We start from the raw sequence: 18,118 nt of genomic DNA, 5'->3' as shown, positions 1-18,118 counted from the left end.
TTATTCTCCAGCGTGCTTGATGCCGAGGATTTCCAATTCTTTTTCCGTCATGCCGACGCCGCGGAGCATCAGGCGGTTGCCTCTCAGGGCTTCGATGGAGTTGATCCCCATGCCGCCCATCATTTCTTTAATTTCGTTGTTCCAGGCTGTGAGCAGGTTGATCAGGTGTTCGGTCCCGATATCCGGGTTCAAGCGGCGGCAGAGGTCTTCTCTCTGTGTCGCGATGCCCCAGTTGCACAGACCTCTTGAGCACTGTCTGCACAGGTGGCAGCCCAGCGCGATCAGCGCAGCTGTCCCGATGTAGCAGGCGTCGGCGCCGAGGGCGATGGCCTTGACCACGTCAGCGGACGAGCGGATACTCCCGCCGACGACAATCGAAATGTCGTTTCTGATTTTTTCGTCGCGCAGCCGCTGGTCGACTGATGCCAGAGCCAGCTCGATTGGAATCCCGACGTTGTCGCGGATGCGGGTCGGCGCAGCGCCAGTCCCGCCGCGGAAGCCGTCAATCGCGATGATGTCTGCGCCGGAGCGGGCGATCCCGGAGGCGATGGCCGCCACGTTGTGGACCGCGGCGATCTTGACGATGACTGGTTTTTCGTAATTCGTCGCTTCCTTGAGCGAGTAGACCAGCTGACGCAGGTCTTCAATTGAATAAATATCGTGGTGCGGTGCCGGTGAAATCGCGTCAGAGCCTTCCGGAATCATTCGGGTTTCCGCAACCTTCGGCCCAATTTTGCGTCCCGGCAGGTGGCCGCCGATCCCCGGCTTGGCCCCCTGGCCCATTTTAATTTCGATGGCGCAGCCGGCCTTCAGGTAATCTTCGTGGACACCGAAACGGCCAGACGCGACCTGAACGATCGTGTTCGGTCCGTAGGGGTACAAAGATTTGTTGAGCCCGCCTTCACCGGTGTTGTAGCAGGTGCCGCAGGCTGTGGCTGCCCGGGCCAATGATTTGTGCGCGTTTTCGGAAATGGCTCCGAAGGACATGGCCGAGAACATGACCGGCACTTCCAGCTCGATTTGCGGCGGCAGCTTGGAAATCAGCTCGCCGTGGGAATCGAACTCGAGATCGTGAGGTTTCTTGCCGAGGAAAACCTTCGTTTCCATCGGTTCGCGCAGCGGGTCGATGGACGGGTTCGTAACCTGGCTGGCGTTGAGAAGAATCCGGTCCCAATAGGACGGGTAATCCTTCGGATTGCCCATACTCGACAGCAGGGCGCCGCCGGTGGTCGCCTGACGGTAAATTTCTTCGATGGTATTCTGATGCCAATTTTCGTTCGGGCGGAAAGTGTTTTCCGTTTTTACAATTTTGAGAGCACGCGTCGGACACATGGTGACGCAGCGCTGGCAGTCGACACATTTGGATTCGTCCGCCCGCATGATGTCGTCTTCTTCGTCGTAAAAGTGCACCTGTTCTGAGCACTGTCGTTCGCAGACGCGGCATTTGATGCACCGATCGAAATTGCGGTGCACTTCAAATTCCGGATATAAGTATTGAATTCCCATTACATTGCCTCCTTGCTCGCGTGAACAATGATCGGTTCGCCGCCCCGCGGCGCCCAAATGCCGTCGATATCCGGGCAGATGCGGCGGATTGCCGCTTCTTCACTGGCGATATAAACGATGTCGTCCTTTTCTCCAGCCACCATTGAACGCAGCTTCAGGCGGTCATTGAGGGCCATCAGGCCGTGATCGAATCCGCAGATGATCGAGAACGGCCCGGTAATCAAAAGACTCGAGTAAGTGTTTCTGAGCAGCTTCATTTTCCGCGCTTCTTTTTCGCTCATATGATCGATTTCTTCCCAGAACGGTGCGGCAATGATTTTCGCGATGTCTTCGTAATCAAATCCTTTCTTCCGCTTCAGGTAGTCGATGATGTAGGTGATGACTTCCGTATCGGTGAGCAGGTTGCATTTGTAGTCGAACATTTCGATGTAGCGGCGGTTCGCGTCGTAGGACGAAATTTCCCCGTTGTGAACGATGGAGTGATCGAGCAGCGCAAAGGGATGGCAGCCGCCCCACCAGCCCGGGGTGTTCGTCGGATAACGGCCGTGAGCCGTCCAGCAGTAGCCGTCGTAATCTTCCAGCTTGTAGAAATCCCCGATGTCTTCCGGGAAGCCGACGCCCTTGAAAATGCCCATGTTCTTCCCGGAAGAGAAGATGTACGCGCCGTCAATGTACGTGTTGACGTAGAAGACGGTTTCGACGATGAATTTCTTTTCGTCGATTTCCCCTTCATCCTCCTGAATCCGGTTGAACAGCGGATTGACAAAGTAGCGCCAGATGAGCGGTGCGTCGACGACGTTGCGGTTCGGGCGGACCGGGATTCGGCTCATGTTGACCACGTCGAAGTAGCGGTCGAGATAACGTTCTGTTTCCTGACGCGCCTTCAAATCGTCGTAAAAGACGTGAAACGCGTAGGAATCCGCGTAATCCGGATAGATGCCGTAGCCGGCAAATCCGCCGCCCAATCCATTGGACCGATCGTGCATAACGGCAATGGAATCAACGATCGTCTGGCCGTTGATGCTCTGGCGGCCTGTCCGGTCAATGATACCGGAAATCGCACAACCCGACGGGATTCGTATTTCTCCTTCTTTCTTTAACATCCTATTCTCCTTCTTAATCGTCACATAAAAAGGGCGTCCACGAACAAGCCATCTCAATGGGGAAAACCCATTGAAAATGACCTGTGTAGAACGCCCTTGCTCTCATGTATACAATATTATAGTATCCCTATTAAATCACATTCCACTTTAAAATACAAGGCGTTTTTATAAATTTAACAAGAAAGGCAGTGGGTTGTCACGTTTTATCGGTTCTCTTCTATAATATATACCTCAATATCAAGCCGCTATACACCCCCCGTCCCGCGCAGGGCTGCGTGTCTGCCGATCTGTCTCCGTTGTTTGACGGCTTTTCCACTCGTTTCCCTTTGTAATTTTATTAAAAATCACATTGACAAAAAATAGGGATTCGTGTATCATGTATATATAAAATTTATAACAAACACAGACAAGGGCGTCTGAAAATAGCGATGCTATTTTCGATGCCCCTTTTTTGTATCTGGTTGTTTAGTTGTTTAATAAGGAGGATATCATGTCTGAAATGTTAGAAAAGAAAGATCAGAAAGACAGCGTCGTCGATCTGTTCGGTTCCAAGGTTTTTAACGTCGCAGTCATGCGCAAGCGCTTGCCGAAGCATATCTACAAAAGCGTCATGCGGACGATTAAATACGACGAACCCCTCGGCCGTGAAGATGCCGAAGTCGTCGCCAACGCGATGAAAGACTGGGCTATGGAACTGGGTGCCACCCACTTCACCCACTGGTTCCAGCCGATGACCGGTGCAACCGCTGAAAAACACGACGCTTTTATCAGCCCGACCGGCGAAGGCAGCGTCATCATGGAATTTTCCGGCAAGGAACTCGTCAAGGGCGAACCTGACGCCTCATCCTTCCCGTCCGGCGGTCTGCGCGCAACCTTTGAAGCCCGCGGCTACACTGCATGGGACCCGACTTCATTCGCTTTCGTCAAGGGCACAACCCTTTACATCCCGACATCCTTCATCTCCTATTCCGGAGAAATTCTGGACAAAAAGACCCCACTGCTGAGATCCATGAAAGTCCTGTCCACCGAAGCCATCCGTGTGCTGAAGCTCTTCGGCACAGCCGATGACGTGCACAAGGTCACCTCTTCTGTCGGGGCAGAACAGGAATATTTCCTGGTCGACAAAGACATGTATGCCAAGAGAAAGGACTTGATCCTGACTGGCCGTACCCTGTTCGGTGCGATGGCACCTAAAGGGCAGGAAATGGAAGATCATTACTTTGGACGCATCCGCGGCCGTGTCCGCCACTTCATGCGCGACGTCGACAAAGAATTGTGGTCACTGGGTGTGCCAAGCAAGACCCGCCACAACGAAGTCGCCCCGTGCCAGCACGAATTAGCGCCGGTGTTCTCATCCGCGAACCAGGCAACCGATAACAACCACCTGATCATGGAAACATTAAGACGCATCGCCCCCAAATACGATCTCCACTGCCTCATCCATGAAAAACCGTTTGAAGGCATCAACGGTTCTGGTAAACACGATAACTGGTCCATCGCCACCGATACCGGCGTCAACCTCCTCGACCCGGGCGACGATCCAGCCAACAACCTCCAGTTCCTGACCTTCCTCATTGCCGTCATCGAAGCGGTCGACCGTTATCCGGAACTGCTGAGATCCACTGTCGCTTCTGCCGGCAACGACCACCGTTTAGGTGCCAACGAAGCGCCGCCAGCAATCATCTCCATCTTTGTCGGCGACCAGCTGGCCGATGTGCTCAACGAACTCCTCACTGGCAAATCCAGCGGACAGGCGAAGGAACGCACGATGGACCTCGGTATCAACGCGACACCGACCTTCACCACAGACGCGACCGACCGCAACCGTACCTCTCCATTTGCTTTCACCGGCAACAAGTTCGAATTCCGTATGCTGGGCTCCAACCAGTCCATCGCCGGCCCGAACATCGCGCTGAACACCATCGTCGCAGAAGTGCTGCGTGAATACGCTGACGCCCTCGAAGGCAGCGACAACTTCGAAGCGGACTGCCGCGAATTCCTGAAAGGCCGTCTGGAAGCGCACAAACGCGTCATCTTCAACGGCAACAACTACACAGATGAATGGGTCGAAGAAGCCGAAAAACGCGGCCTCCCGAACCTGAGAACGACACCGGAAGCCTTTGCAGAATACTGCATGCCGAAGAATGTCGAAGTCATGTCCAAGAACAACATCTACACCGACGAAGAAATGAAAGCCCGTCAGGAAATCCACTTGGAAGAATACTCCAAGACGATCAATATCGAAGCGAAAACCATGCTCTCCATGGCCCGCCACGAAATCCTGCCGGCTGTCATGGACTGCGAAAAGGATTTGACCACCGTGCTTTCACAGAAAGCCGCTGTTGGTATTGAAACCAAAGATTCCGTCGAAGCGGTCATGGTCGAAAAGATTGCCGCTCTGGCTAAAGACCTCCTCGCTGAAACCGACGCGCTCGACGTCGTCACAGAAAAGGCTGCGGCCATCGAAGACGCTCAGGAACAGGCCAACAGCTACTGCGCAGACGTCATCGGCGCGATGAACACCCTGCGCGCCACCGCAGACGAACTCGAAACGATCGTCGGCAAGGAATACTGGCCGTATCCGATCTACGAAGATCTGCTGTTCTACGTCTAAAGCACACGTCATTTAACTAACCCCAACAAAACAGTCTATTTTATCCATTCTCCTATTTAACCTATAAGTCATAGACAACGTACAAAAGACCGGCGAACGCTGCCGGTCTTTTTTATTGTTTTGTATGTTTTTGCGTGAATAGATCGCAAAATAAAAAAGCCCTGATCGTAATCAGAGCTTAATTGCTTTATTATTTATATGAACACACGTCTTTATTCGACGATCAGCGTCTCTCTATCGGCCTGGTCGCCTTCGACGTGAAAGCTGTGCAGCACCGGCTGATCGGCGTCCATCAATGAGAGAATCAGGTAGCTGGCCTTGGAGTCGTAGGCCAGACGCTTGTCCTCGTCTGAAGGACGAGACGGCGTTTCCGGATGAGAATGCCAGTTGCCGAGGGGCACTTCCCCTGCCGCGCGCATCTGCTTGACTGCCGCCAGCTGATCCTTTGGGGCCATCGAAAAATGCTCGTTGGTGTGGTCGATGTTTTCGACGTTGTAGACGTGCGTGACGGTCTTCACTTTGCCGTCGATGGTGCCGCCCAAAAGGCCGCAGGCTTCTTCGGGCAGACAAGCCTTTGCGTGAGCGGTCATCGCTTCAAACTGCGCTTTCGTGAGCTTGATCGTGTATTGTTCAGCCATATCGTCATCTCCCTCTATACGCCGTTAATTCAGCGGATTCTTCGGGTCGAAATCGCAGGCCGCCTGTTCGTAATCGATGGGCTTTGTGATCGTCGGATGATCGGAGCACACCGCACAGTCCGGATCCCGCGGCAGCTTAACCTTTCTGAATTTATTCGTCAACGCGTCGTAGGTGAGCAGAGAGCCTGTGAGCAGTTCGCCCGCCCCGGTTAAGTACTTCACCGCTTCCATCGCCTGAAGGCTGCCGATGACGCCGACCATTGCGCCGATGACGCCGGCTTCGCGGCAGGTTGGCACTGCGCCCTTTGGTGGCGGATCTTTGAAGACACAGCGGTAACACGGCCCTTCCCCGGGCACGTAGGTCATCAGCTGGCCCTGGAAACGGATAACCCCGGCGTGGCAGAAGGCCGTCTTCGTCAGCACGCAGGCGTCGTTGATCAAAAATTTCGCCGGGAAATTGTCCGTTCCGTCGATGACGAAATCGTAATCCTTCACGATGTCCATCACGTTGCCGGAGTACAGATATTCGTGATAGGTTTTGACTTCAACGTCCGGGTTAATGGCCCGCATCGTTTCCGCGGCGGATTCAACCTTGGGCTTGCCGACGTCGGCTGTGGTGTGGATGATCTGGCGCTGCAGATTAGACAAATCGACGTTGTCCGCGTCGACGATGCCAATTTTGCCGACCCCTGCCGCCGCCAGGTACACGGCAACCGGTGAGCCGAGACCGCCGGCGCCGACGATGAGCACGGAGCCGTTCATCAGCCGCTTCTGGCCCTTGACACCGATCTCCTTCAAAATAATGTGGCGCGAATAGCGCTCAAGCTGATCGTTTGTAAATGCCATTAACGTCCGCCTCCCATAAAGTACAGAAATTCGACGTTGTCCCCGTCAGCGAGGGTCTTTTCGGCGAAATCGCCGGAATTGATGAAATCGTCGTTGACCGTCACGGTGACGTACTGGGGATTTTCGACGTCCCGTTCTTCGATGAGTTCGGCGACTGTGATGCCGTCCTTAACCGTTGCTGCTTCGCCTGATACTGTGATTTTCATGTTGTTTCTCCTTTTGTCTTACGCGTCGTCTTCACCGCGGCGCACGATCAAATCGTAGGTGCCGTCTTCATTGTCGATGAGCTTTAATATCTGATGGCCTTCTTCTTTAATGCTTCTCGGCACGTTCTGAACCGGTTCGCCGTCGTTCATGTGAATGGCGATGAGTTCCCCGGGATCCAGCTCTTCGAGAGCCACCTTAGCTTTTACAAAAGTCACCGGACAAACTACGTCGGTGATGTCCGCGCGGTTTTCAATCTGATTGATATCGATGTCTGCCATGTCTGCCTCCAAATCTTGTGCTTAAGCTTCTGCGCCGGCGACCGCGTCTGCCAGAATCTGCTGGAGTTCGTCGGTACCGAGGCGTTCGAGGGTTCTGCCGAAGCGTTCGCCCTTGTTCGAATGGGTGTCAAAATAATCGATGGTCGCGTCCGCTACCCGCATCAGCGTCGCTTCGTCCTTAATTAACGGCGTCAGCTCTTTGCCGCTGATGATGTGGTTGCCAAAAGTCCCGCCGATAAAGACGCGGAACGCGCTCTTGCCTTCCCAGGCGCCGGTCGGGCAGGACTTGACGCATCGGCCGCAGTGGCTGCATTTGTCCGCGTCGAAAATCAACTTGCCGTCTTCAAAGGTAATGGCCTCTTCTCGGCAGACCTTCGCACAGACGCCGCAGTCGATACATTGGTTTTCGTCGTAGCTGACGTCGTAGGCGCCCTTGACGCCGAAGTCATTTTCTTCCATCTTCAGGCAGTTGTTAATACAGCCCGTAACGCCGAACTTGAATTTACACGGCAGTTCTCTGCCGAAATAACGGGCGTCGAGCTTCTGGGCGATGTCCAGCGCGTCGATACAGCCGGAGGGGCAGCAGCGCCCGCCCTGGCAGGCGGTCACCGTGCGCACGCGGGGGCCGCATACCCCAGGTTCGACACCGCCTTCAGCCAAAGCTGCCTTGACCGCGTCGATGTCTTCAAGCTTGATAAACGGGATTTCAATCCCCTGGCGGGCCGTCAAATGCACGTACCCGTGTCCGTATTGATCCGCAACCTTTTTGATCGCGACCAGCTGTTCCGTCGTAATCGTTCCGCCGACACAGCGAAGTCTCAGCGAAAAGGTGCTTTTCTGTTTCTGCCGCATAAATCCACCGGCCTTCAAGGCCGCATAATCTACTGCCATTTTATTCTCCTTCTTTGTGTGCTGATGATACAAAATTACCATTATCACAATGATAGTGCTTTTTGTCTCATCCGTCTTTTCCAAAACGTTATTTTAACGTGTCCAGTGCCTGTTTAAAATCCTCGATGATGTCGTCAGCCTCTTCTAAGCCGACGGACACGCGGACCGTATCCTCGAAAACGCCCGCCGCCTCTTGGGTGGCTGTGTCAGAGTGGATGAAAATCGTCGAGGCCGGATGCAGGACCAAGGTCTTCGTATCGCCGATATTCGGCAGATTGAGGGCCAGTTTCAGGTGATCGATCAAATCGAAGGCCCGCGCTTTAGAGCCAACGCGGATCGTCAGGATGCCTCCCGCCTGACCGCCTGCAAATTGGGCGGTTCGGCTGTGCCACGGGCTTGACGCAAGTCCCGGATAATTGACTGCCTGCACCGCTTCGCTGGTTTCGAGAAAAGCCGCCAGCGCCTTAGCATTGCTGCAGATCTGCTTCATCCTGAGAGGCAGCGTTTCAAGGCCGCTTAAATTCAGCCAAGCGTGCACCGGGGCGAGACAAGCACCGATATTCTGCCAGGTGCTGTTTCTCAGCTTCGCGGTGAAAGCCGCGGGGCCGAACCTTTTACAGGGCAGCACCTCGTCGAATTTCCCCGATTTTCTCCAGGGGAACCGGCCGCCGTCGACAATGACGCCGGAAATGGCGGTGCCGTTGCCGTTGATGTATTTCGACGACGAATGGATCACGATGTCCGCCCCGAAGGCGATGGGCCGCATCAGCGAAGGTGTCACCGCCGTCGCGTCGACGATCAGCGGAATGTCTGCCTCGTGGGCCGTTTCCGCCAGCGCCGCGACGTCTACGACCTCGAGCTTCGGATTGGAGATGATTTCCGTAAAGACGAATCGCGTGGTGGCGTCGATCGCCGCCGCGACGTTCTCCGCCGAAAAATCCTCGACGAGCCGCGTCGTAATTCCAAAGGCTTCCAGCTCTTTCAGCCAGTTCAGTGTGCCGCCGTAAAGCCCGGCCGGCGCGACAATGCTGTCGCCGCTTTTCAGCAAGGTCAAAAAACAGCAGGCGATGGCTGCAGAGCCAGACGCGCAGGCTGTGGCCGACAAACCGCCTTCCAGTCTGGCTATTTGGTTTTCAAAGGCGTTGACTGTTGGGTTGCCCACGCGGCTGTAGGCGTAGCCGGGCTTTTGATTTTTGAAGATCTGTTCCAGCTCTGCCGCCGTCGAATGGGAAAACGCGGAGGTTTGGTAAACCGGCATCATGGACGCGCCCATCATATCTGTCTGGTTTCTCGGGTGCACATACGCCGTCAACGATGGGGTTGTTTGTTCATTTTTCATACCGGCCACTCCTTTTCTGATCAAAATCATTTATTACTTATTTAATTACTATTTTTAATATGTATTGATTGTAAGCTTTTCTGCGGTTTCTGTCAATTCTAGCGGTTCTAGTATTTCTTAATGTGTCATTATAAAAAAAATTTATAACCAGCCTCACCGCAAATCCGCGCAATAAAAAACCTCTGCCGATTGAAAAATTCAAATCGACAGAGGTGATTTCGACTGAAAGGATCAATTAGTTGTTGATCAGTTTGTCGTCGTCGCTCCAGCTGTAGAGTTTGCGGATTTCTTCGCCAACCTTTTCTGAAGGATGATTCAATGCTTTCTTACGCATTGCCTGGAAGTGAACCTGGTTGCCAGCGCTCATTTCAAGCAGGAAGTCTTTCGCGAAGGTGCCGTCCTGGATGTCTTTCAGGATGTCGCGCATCGCCTGTCTGGTCTGTTCGGTGACGATCTTCGGACCAGAAATGTAGTCGCCGTATTCAGCGGTGTTGGAAATGGAGTAGCGCATGCCCTTGAAGCCTGACTGATAGATCAAGTCGACGATCAGTTTCATTTCGTGAATGGCTTCGAAGTAAGCATTTCTCGGGTCGTAGCCAGCTTCGCAGAGGGTATCGAAACCTGCCTGCATCAAAGCGACAACGCCGCCGCAGAGAACAGCCTGTTCGCCGAAGAGGTCAGTTTCTGTTTCAGTCTTGAAGGTCGTTTCGAGGATCCCAGCTCTTGCAGCGCCGAGGCCAGCACCATAAGCCAGTGCCAGATCCAGAGCTTTGCCGGTTGCGTCCTGTTCAACAGCGACCAGGCACGGTGTACCTTTGCCAGCGACAAATTCGCTTCTAACAGTATGGCCAGGAGCCTTCGGTGCGATCATGGTGACGTCGACATCTTCCGGCGGAACGATCGTGCCAAAGTGAATGTTGAAGCCATGGGCAAACATCAGCATGTTCCCTGCTTCCAGGTTCGGTGCAATGCTTTCTTTGTAAAGATCAGCTTGCTTTTCATCGTTGATCAGGATCATGATGATATCAGCCTGTTTTGCTGCTTCTGCAGAGGTGAATACTTCGAAGCCTTCATCTTCTGCTTTTTTCCAGGATTTGCTGCCTTCGTACAAACCAACGATGACATCGCAGCCTGAATCTTTCAGGTTCTTTGCATGGGCATGGCCCTGTGAACCGTAACCGATAACTGCGATCTTTTTGCCTTTGAGCAGTGACAGATCACAATCTTGTTCATAAAACATTCTTGCTTCAGCCATTTTATGATTCTCCTTTAAATCTAATTTGCATATTGTATACGATTTTTGTTTCGCACTCAATACACTGATTGAAAACACTTATCATTCTAATGACAATGGTTCCCCTTGTCAAGGGCTTTTGTATTGTTTTATTTTTGTATACAATTACAAATTTTCACTGCTATTGCACAAAAAAGAGCCGGCTAACCAACCGGCCCTTTTGTACACATTTAGATAAAAATGTATTTAAGGATAAAGAGAATCGAAACGATGATCATCGTAATCGAAACCTTATCTCTCTTGCCAACCAAGAGGTTGATCACAGTGTAGGAAATAAAACCGATGCCGATCCCTTCGGAGATGCTGTAGGTCAGCGGCATGAAGGCCAGGCAGAGGAATGCCGGGATGCCTTCGGTCGGATCGAAGAAGTCAATCTGGACGACGTTCTGGATCATCAAGAAACCGACGATGATCAAAGCCGGCGCCGTCGCGAAGGACGGAATCGCCAGGAAGATCGGCGAGAAGAACAACGCGACTAAAAATAATAGGGCGACAATGATGCCCGGCAGACCAGAGCGGCCGCCTTCGGAAATTCCGAGGGAGCTTTCGACGAAAGTCGTCACCGTCGAAGTCCCGAAGCAGGCCCCGATCGTGGTGCCGATGGCGTCAGCGAGAAGCGCTCCCTGGATGCGCGGCAATTTTCCGTTTTCGTCGATATAGCCAGCCTTGACCGCACAGCCGGTCAGCGTTCCCAGCGTGTCGAACAAATCGACGAACAGGAAAGCGAAGATGACGGTGAGGAAGTCAAAGGAGAAGGTCTTCGGCAGCTGCATTTTCATAAACGTCGGCGCCATCGATGCGACGCTGATGCCGTGTGAGAAATCCGGGATCAGTGAGTACAGCCCGAGCTTCGGTGCCGGTACGTAGAACCCCAGCAGCTCACAGATAATACCGGCGATCCAAGTTCCAAGAATGCCGAGCAGTACGCTGCCGCGCACCCCTTTGATCAGCAAAATGCCCGTGAAGATCGTTCCAATCAGCGCCAGCGCAACCGTCAGACCGAGGGTCGCGTTCGTCGCGGTGCTCCACTTGAACATGGTGACCAGCGTCGAGTCATCGTTGACAACGATGTTGGCGCCCTTCAACCCGACCAATGCGACAAAAAGCCCGATCCCAGCAGAAATCGAAAGTCTCAGACTCTTGGGGATCGAATTGAATATCGCTTCGCGGACGTTGGTCAAGCTCAGCACGATGAAGATGATCCCTTCGACGAAGACCGCGGCCAGGGCGACCTGCCAGCTATAGCCCATTTTGATGCAGACCGTGTAGGCGAAATACGCGTTGAGCCCCATGCCCGGTGCCAGGGCGAAGGGGTAATTGGTCAACAGCGCCATGATCAGCGTCGCGACCGCAGAGGAAATAGCCGTCGCCGTGAAAACCGCGCCCTTGTCCATCCCTGTTGCGGCCAACAGTGACGGGTTCACCGCGAGGATATAAGCCATACCCATAAACGTCGTGAACCCTGCCGTGACTTCAGTCCTCAAGTTCGTGCCGTACTCGTCGAAATGAAACCATTTTGCCAGTTTTTCTTTCATTGATGATTCCTTTCCACAGATTGCTCTGTTGTACATAAATATAAAACCATTAAGACAGTATTAAGGTTATCAGAACAATCTGGAAAATTCAAGCCTTATTGAAGATTTCTCTCTGACGATAAAGGGGCACGGCTTCGCGGTGTTTTTTTTCAGCCGGCTTTTTGATTTTAAGATGGCTGTGATACTCCGGATAGGCCTGATCTCCCGGCATCGGCGGCGTGTCGTAAAAGGGCGCGAAGCCCGCTTCGATCTGGCCGATCCCCATATACCGGGCCTTGAAATCCTTCAAAAGCGTCCAAAAATCGCGGCGCAGCAAGAAGATCGAAAGCAGATTGGCGAAAACTGGAATCGCCAGCGTGATGTCCACAATAGCCCAGAACAGATCGGGGCCGTTGCCCGTCAGCACAATCGACGAGACGATCACAATATTGGGCAGCGGGAACAAAAAGCGGAAGACACTGATGACCCGATCCCGCGCCTTAGGCCAGCGCCGCATAAAGTGCTGAATAATCGACAGATAGTACGAAAACCAGCCAGAAGTCGTGGTCAGCCCGAAGAAAAACATCATGACGCCGATAAAGACGACACCGATTTGGCCGTAGCTCTGTCTAAATGCGGCAATCGCCAGACTCGCGCCCATCGCTCCCGAATTCCAGACCCCTGAGCAGAGCACCGAAAGGGCGGTCACGGTACAGATGATCATCGTGTCGACGAAAACCTCTGCCGACCCCCAGATCCCCTGCGCGACCGGATGAGGCGTATCGGCCGAGCCGTGGATCAGCGGCGAGGACCCCTGCCCCGCTTCGTTGGAATTGATGGAGCGCGCCAGGCCCGTCCGGACGGTAATCGCGACCGACGCGCCGACAAATCCGCCGCTCGCGGCAGTCGGTGTAAAAGCCGACTTGAAAATCAACGCAAAAACCGCAGGCACTCGGCCGATGTTCAGCGCGATGATGCCGACGCCGCCCAGCAGATAGGCGACGCACATAAAGGGAACCGCCCGGGAAGCAAATTTCGCGATGCGCGGCACCCCTCTATAAATGATATAAAAGAGCAGCGCCGAATAGATTAACGTGAAGACGATCATGTTCATCCCGAAGCAGGTGTTCAAGGATTCGGCGATGGAATAGGCTTGAGAGCCGCCTAAAAACTGCAGGATAAAGCCGATTCCGAATAAAAAGGCCAGAATCCAGCCGGAACGATGTCCCCGCTTTTTCACCAGCCCTTTTTCGAGGAAATACGTCGTGCCGCCGTAAAATTCGCCTTTATCGTTTCGACTCCGATAATAGCAGCTGAGGGAGGTTTCGACGCATTTGACGATCATGCCGAAAAAAGCCCAGACCCAGATCCAAAACACCGCGCCCGGACCGCCGGTTGCAATCGCGGTGGCCACGCCGGCAATGTTGCCGTTGCCGACCGTCCCGCCGATGGCGATGCAGGCCGCCTCAAAGGACGAAATGTGCCGGCCACTGCCTTCATCCTGCCCTTTTTTCCGAATCGAACGGCCCAGGGTGTTTTTCAAAATATAAGGCAGATGGGCGATCGTGAAGCCTTTGCTTCGAACGAAGAAATACCCGCCAATGGCGATAATAAAAATCATAAAAGGCAAGCCCCAAAGCAGACTGTCGAGGGCTTGAACTTGTTTGAGGTAGTGCAAACTTCCGCTCCTTCTTCTTGTGATTTTACTAAAATAGCGGATTGATCCCTTTTTGAACAGAATCAATTTGACGCATTTGTGCGTTTCCGAACATTAGCAGCCATTTGTTCGATTTTTCGATATTTTTGATAATCATAACCACCGGCTCAGCCGGTGGTTTGTGTTAGCCCTATAAGGGCCTGTTACCGACCAACATCTTAAGATGTTCGAAATAGTTCGCTTTCCGCTCCACTTCTTTCTTCTGTAACTCTTTTCCGACTAACCCTAAAGGGTTACTTTATTTTCTTCCCACTAAATGGATCTATATATTCTTTTATATTTATTTGATCCTCTGCTATATCCTCTTCCAATTGTGTCCGTATATACTCTGCTATTTTCTTTGTATTCTTTCCAACTGTATCCACATAGTATCCGCGACACCAGAAATGCCTATTTCCATATTTATATTTCAGATTCGCATATTTATCAAAGATCATCAACGCACTTTTCCCTTTTAAATATCCGACTATCTGCGATACTGAATATTTTGGTGGTATGTGAACTAACATATGGATGTGATCTGGACAACATTCTGCTTCTATTATTTCTATTCCTTTTCTTTGGCATAACAGCCTGAGAATCTTTCCTATATCTCTTTTTATTTTTCCATAGATTACTCTTCGTCTATATTTCGGTGCAAACACTATATGATACTTACAATTCCATTTTGTATGTGCTAAACTATCTTTATCATTTTTCATAATGATTTAACCTCCTTTATGAAATGTTGCGGTTGGCGAACCGGCATCATTTTAGCATAGGAGGTTTTTTGCTTGAAGCTGAAGCTTTAGTAAACTCACCGGCCTAGCCGGTGGTTCTTTGATTCTCCTCGTTTCTCTCGTCGAATCCTTCGCTAAAGCTAAACAATAAAAAAACAGCGAAGCGGATTCCTTCCCGTTTCGCTGTCTATCAAACTAAAAACTTTTTAACTTTAATCGACGTTCAGTGCCTTTTCTCTCGCCTCGCGTTCCCTTTTCTCTTTGATGCCGCCGACGATCAGCCAAGCCGCCACGCAGCCCAGACAGACGAAAAGAATGATCGTCGAGAGGGCGTTAATTTCCGGCGTCACGCCCTTTTTGACCATCGAGTAGACCTTAATCGGCAGTGTCGTAATCCGAGCGCTGGCCAGAAAACTGGTCACGATAAGCTCGTCGAGCACCAACGAGAATGACATGAACGCGCCGGAAAGCACCCCGGGCATAATGGCCGGCAGAATCACGTGGAAAAAGGTATAGCCGCGGTCGGCTCCCAAATCGTAGGATGCCTCCTCGATGGACGGGTCCATCCCCACCAGTCTGGCGTTGACCGTAATGTAGACGTAGGGCAGAATCAAGGTCGCGTTCCCGATGATGATCGTCGGCATGCCGAGGGCGATGCCCATCCGGTCGAAGAATAACAAGAGCGCAACCCCCAAGACGATTTCCGGAATGACGATCGGGAAATACATCGAGTAGTGAATCAGCTCCTTGCCAAAAAACTGGTGTTTTCTGAATCCAACGGCACCGAGGGTGCCGACAACCGTGCCGATGGCGGTGGCAATCGCCGCGATGATCAAGGTCGTGCCGAAAATCGACCAGAGGTATTGATCTTGGAACAGCTGCTTGTAATACTGCGTCGTAAAGCCCAGCCAAATCATGTTTGCCCGGCTGTTGTTGAAAGAATACACCACCATCACCGCGACTGGCGCGTATACGAAAATCATCACGACTGCGACGACAATTTTCAAGAACACGTCGCTGGCCCGCCGGCTTTCCCGTTTCTTCACATTTTTCTCCTTCCTTAATCCGCTCATCCGAAATCGTCAAGGTCGCCGCCGAGTTTGGTGTAGATGGCGACCATGGCGAAGATCACGACCGCGAGGACCATCGACAGCGCTGCCCCGAAAGGCCAGTTGCGCGCAATGGTGAATTGCCTGTTGATGAGGTTCCCGATCAGCATGCTTGTGCCGCCGCCGAGCATGTCGGTGACCATGTAGTACCCGACACAGGGGATAAAAGTCAGAATCACCGCGGCAAAAATCCCCGGCGAGGTCAGCGGCAGCGTCACCTTGAAAAAGGTGCGCACCGGGCTCGCACCCAGATCCTGGGACGCCTCGACGAGATTGTAATCCAGCTTTTCAATCGACGAGTACATCGGCAGCACCGCGAAGGGCAGAAACATGTACAGCATCCCGCAGATGACTGAGAAATTGGTGTACAGCATCGATTTTGGCGTGTGGATGAGGCCGAGGTGCATGAGCATCGTGTTGATGATTCCCGAATGATTGAGGAGGATGACGAAGCTGTAAATGATGACCAATCCGCTGACCCACATCGGAATCATCAAAAGGACCATCATAACCCCCGATGTCCGGGCACGCATCCGCGCCATGGCCGTCGCAAAGGGGTAGCCCAGCAATATAGTCAGCCCGGTGGTCCAGCCCGCGATAATCAGCGACTGCACAATCACGTTGAGATAAACCTTATCGCCGAGGGCTTTGTAGTTGGCAAGCGTAAACTTCGGCACAATCACGCCGAGGGCGCCCTTGGTCATAAAGCTCATAACGGCGAGGATCACAATGGGCACCACGATAAACAAAAGGGACCACGCCGTCATCGGTCCACAGAGTACGATCGCCGACAGGCGGTCCTTCAGCGATTTTTTCTCAGAAGTGTGTGGCGTTGGCTTCATCGACTGCCTCCTGTAAATCCACAACCGAATTGGTTTTAAACCAGGATTTGTTGCGGAAAGTCCGGGATTTTCCCGGTTCCCAGTACAAATTAATGACCTGTCCGACCGGCGCCAGTTCATCTTCTCCAAATCGGTTAATGCGAACCGTGGAGCCGTCGTTGAGCTTCACGATCATTTTGATCATATGGCCCATAAAAATATGGTCGCTGACCACCCCTTTGATTGAAAAATGATCGACTGGTTCCAGCGAAAACTGCATATTCTGCGGACGCACTGCGACCGAAACCGCGTCGCCAGTCTGGATATTCGAATCCGCCATCAAACTGATGGCCTGCCCGTTTTCGGTGCCAACTTTGAGGAAATCGCCGTCCTCTCCCATCGCGACCGCGTCGATGATATTGGACTCGCCGATGAAATCCGCGACGAAGCGGGTGGCCGGTTCATCGTATATTTTCTGCGGCGTGTCCAGCTGCTGAATTTCTCCCTCGTTGATGACGGCGATGCGGTCGCTCATCGTCAGGGCTTCTTCCTGATCGTGAGTCACGAAGACGAAGGTGATGCCCAGTTTTTTCTGGAGCTGCTTGAGCTCGATCTGCATCTGCTTGCGCAGCTTGCGGTCCAAAGCGCCCAGCGGCTCGTCGAGGAGCAGGACCTTCGGCTCATTGATTAAGGCCCGAGCGATGGCCACGCGCTGTTTCTGACCGCCGGACATCTGCGCGATTTTCCGCTTTTCGAAGCCCTCCAGCTGAACCAGCTTGAGCATTTCCGTCACCCGCTTTTTGATTTCACTTTTCGGGCGTTTCCGCACCTTTAAGCCGTAGGCCACGTTGTCGGCCACATTCATATTCGGGAACAGCGCGTAATTCTGAAACACGGTATTGACGTTGCGTTTAAACGGCGGGATCTGGTCGACGTTCTGTCCGCCCAGGCGCACTTCCCCGTAGGTCGGCTTTTCAAACCCCGAAATCATGCGCAGCGTCGTGGTTTTGCCGCAGCCCGACGGCCCAAGCAGGGTGAGAAATTCTCCCGGCATGATATCCAGGTTGCAGTTTTTCACAACGTGATTGTCGCCGTAGAATTTTTGAACGTCGACCAATTGCACGATTGGCTGTTTTTCATTCATCGTCTGGCCTCCATTACTTGATGGCGTCCTCCCCGCGTTCGTTGGTTCTGATCCGCATCGCATCGACCACATCGGTCACAAAAACCTTGCCGTCCCCGTTGGTGCCGGTACCGATGGCCGTCTGAATGTCTGCGAGAATTTCTTCAACCAGCTCGTCTTCGGTGACGACAAACACTTCGATTTTCGGCAAAAGATTAATATCGTCCCCGACAAAATTCATTTCCGGCAGATAGCCCCGCTGTCTGCCGCAGCCCATCACTGAGCTGACCGTCATGCCCTGGCAGTTGTGGGTCATGAAGATTTTCTTCAAAGCAACGAGTTTTTCAGGCCGTGTGATTACATCAATTTTTTTCATGGTTTCATTCCTTTTTTAATTTT

The 18,118-nt window shown here is 52.6% G+C and carries 17 protein-coding genes; 1 reads left to right on the top strand and 16 read right to left on the bottom strand.

Annotated elements, in window-relative coordinates; all coding sequences use genetic code 11:
* Nucleotides 1-1,506, bottom strand: coding sequence for a glutamate synthase-related protein (locus QZX60_RS01060; RefSeq protein WP_295360432.1), 1,506 nt, complete (start codon nt 1,504-1,506; stop codon nt 1-3).
* Nucleotides 1,506-2,609 carry a glutamine amidotransferase family protein gene (locus tag QZX60_RS01055; RefSeq protein ID WP_295360431.1) on the bottom strand — a complete coding sequence of 368 codons (1,104 nt, stop codon included), beginning with the start codon at nt 2,607-2,609 and terminating at the stop codon, nt 1,506-1,508. Before QZX60_RS01055 ends, QZX60_RS01060 begins: the two co-directional genes overlap by 1 nt.
* A gap of 490 nt (nt 2,610-3,099) precedes the next feature.
* Between QZX60_RS01055 and QZX60_RS01050 the strand changes: the two genes are divergently transcribed.
* On the top strand, nt 3,100-5,223 hold the full coding sequence (locus QZX60_RS01050) for a glutamine synthetase III (protein ID WP_295360429.1): 2,124 nt from the start codon (nt 3,100-3,102) through the stop codon (nt 5,221-5,223).
* A gap of 212 nt (nt 5,224-5,435) precedes the next feature.
* Here the strand turns inward: QZX60_RS01050 and QZX60_RS01045 are convergent, their stop codons facing one another.
* The 14 genes from QZX60_RS01045 to QZX60_RS00980 all read right to left on the bottom strand — a co-directional run bounded on the left by QZX60_RS01045 (nt 5,436) and on the right by QZX60_RS00980 (nt 18,095).
* Nucleotides 5,436-5,861: a M67 family metallopeptidase gene (locus QZX60_RS01045; RefSeq protein WP_295360427.1), complete on the bottom strand. Its 426-nt coding sequence runs from the start codon at nt 5,859-5,861 to the stop codon at nt 5,436-5,438.
* Between the two features lie 24 nt (nt 5,862-5,885).
* Entirely contained in the window at nt 5,886-6,707 is an 822-nt protein-coding gene (locus QZX60_RS01040; protein ID WP_295360425.1) for a HesA/MoeB/ThiF family protein, read from the bottom strand.
* Nucleotides 6,707-6,913 (bottom strand): sulfur carrier protein ThiS, encoded by a 207-nt coding sequence (gene thiS / locus QZX60_RS01035; RefSeq protein WP_295360423.1) that lies wholly within the window; start codon nt 6,911-6,913, stop codon nt 6,707-6,709. Before thiS ends, QZX60_RS01040 begins: the two co-directional genes overlap by 1 nt.
* A gap of 18 nt (nt 6,914-6,931) precedes the next feature.
* Complete coding sequence (locus tag QZX60_RS01030; protein WP_295360421.1) at nt 6,932-7,192, bottom strand: sulfurtransferase TusA family protein; 261 nt, start codon at nt 7,190-7,192, stop codon at nt 6,932-6,934.
* 21 nt (nt 7,193-7,213) lie between these two features.
* Nucleotides 7,214-8,083, bottom strand: coding sequence for a 4Fe-4S binding protein (locus tag QZX60_RS01025; protein ID WP_295360418.1), 870 nt, complete (start codon nt 8,081-8,083; stop codon nt 7,214-7,216).
* Between the two features lie 88 nt (nt 8,084-8,171).
* The gene (locus tag QZX60_RS01020; protein WP_295360416.1) at nt 8,172-9,422 is read right to left on the bottom strand and encodes an O-acetylhomoserine aminocarboxypropyltransferase/cysteine synthase family protein; all 1,251 of its coding nucleotides are present in this window, start codon (nt 9,420-9,422) and stop codon (nt 8,172-8,174) included.
* A gap of 235 nt (nt 9,423-9,657) precedes the next feature.
* The gene (gene ilvC, locus QZX60_RS01015; protein ID WP_295360414.1) at nt 9,658-10,677 is read right to left on the bottom strand and encodes a ketol-acid reductoisomerase; all 1,020 of its coding nucleotides are present in this window, start codon (nt 10,675-10,677) and stop codon (nt 9,658-9,660) included.
* 209 nt (nt 10,678-10,886) lie between these two features.
* Complete coding sequence (locus QZX60_RS01010; RefSeq protein WP_295360411.1) at nt 10,887-12,251, bottom strand: NCS2 family permease; 1,365 nt, start codon at nt 12,249-12,251, stop codon at nt 10,887-10,889.
* Between the two features lie 88 nt (nt 12,252-12,339).
* On the bottom strand, nt 12,340-13,908 hold the full coding sequence (locus QZX60_RS01005) for a sodium:alanine symporter family protein (protein WP_295360408.1): 1,569 nt from the start codon (nt 13,906-13,908) through the stop codon (nt 12,340-12,342).
* A 272-nt stretch (nt 13,909-14,180) separates the two neighbouring features.
* The gene (tnpA, locus tag QZX60_RS01000; RefSeq protein ID WP_295360406.1) at nt 14,181-14,648 is read right to left on the bottom strand and encodes an IS200/IS605 family transposase; all 468 of its coding nucleotides are present in this window, start codon (nt 14,646-14,648) and stop codon (nt 14,181-14,183) included.
* A 230-nt stretch (nt 14,649-14,878) separates the two neighbouring features.
* A complete protein-coding gene (locus QZX60_RS00995) occupies nt 14,879-15,712 on the bottom strand; it encodes an ABC transporter permease (protein ID WP_295360403.1) in 834 nt (277 codons plus the stop codon).
* Between the two features lie 23 nt (nt 15,713-15,735).
* The gene (locus tag QZX60_RS00990; RefSeq protein ID WP_295360400.1) at nt 15,736-16,617 is read right to left on the bottom strand and encodes an ABC transporter permease; all 882 of its coding nucleotides are present in this window, start codon (nt 16,615-16,617) and stop codon (nt 15,736-15,738) included.
* Nucleotides 16,592-17,740, bottom strand: coding sequence for an ABC transporter ATP-binding protein (locus QZX60_RS00985; RefSeq protein WP_295360398.1), 1,149 nt, complete (start codon nt 17,738-17,740; stop codon nt 16,592-16,594). The genes QZX60_RS00990 and QZX60_RS00985 overlap by 26 nt, the downstream gene beginning before the upstream one ends.
* Nucleotides 17,741-17,753: 13 nt before the next feature.
* Nucleotides 17,754-18,095: a P-II family nitrogen regulator gene (locus QZX60_RS00980; RefSeq protein WP_295360397.1), complete on the bottom strand. Its 342-nt coding sequence runs from the start codon at nt 18,093-18,095 to the stop codon at nt 17,754-17,756.
* Nucleotides 18,096-18,118: the final 23 nt, after the last annotated feature.

The sequence above is a fragment of the uncultured Pseudoramibacter sp. genome, from assembly GCF_903789625.1.
Lineage (GTDB): Bacteria > Bacillota > Clostridia > Eubacteriales > Eubacteriaceae > Pseudoramibacter > Pseudoramibacter fermentans.
This window is presented reverse-complemented; position numbering and strand designations above follow the sequence as displayed.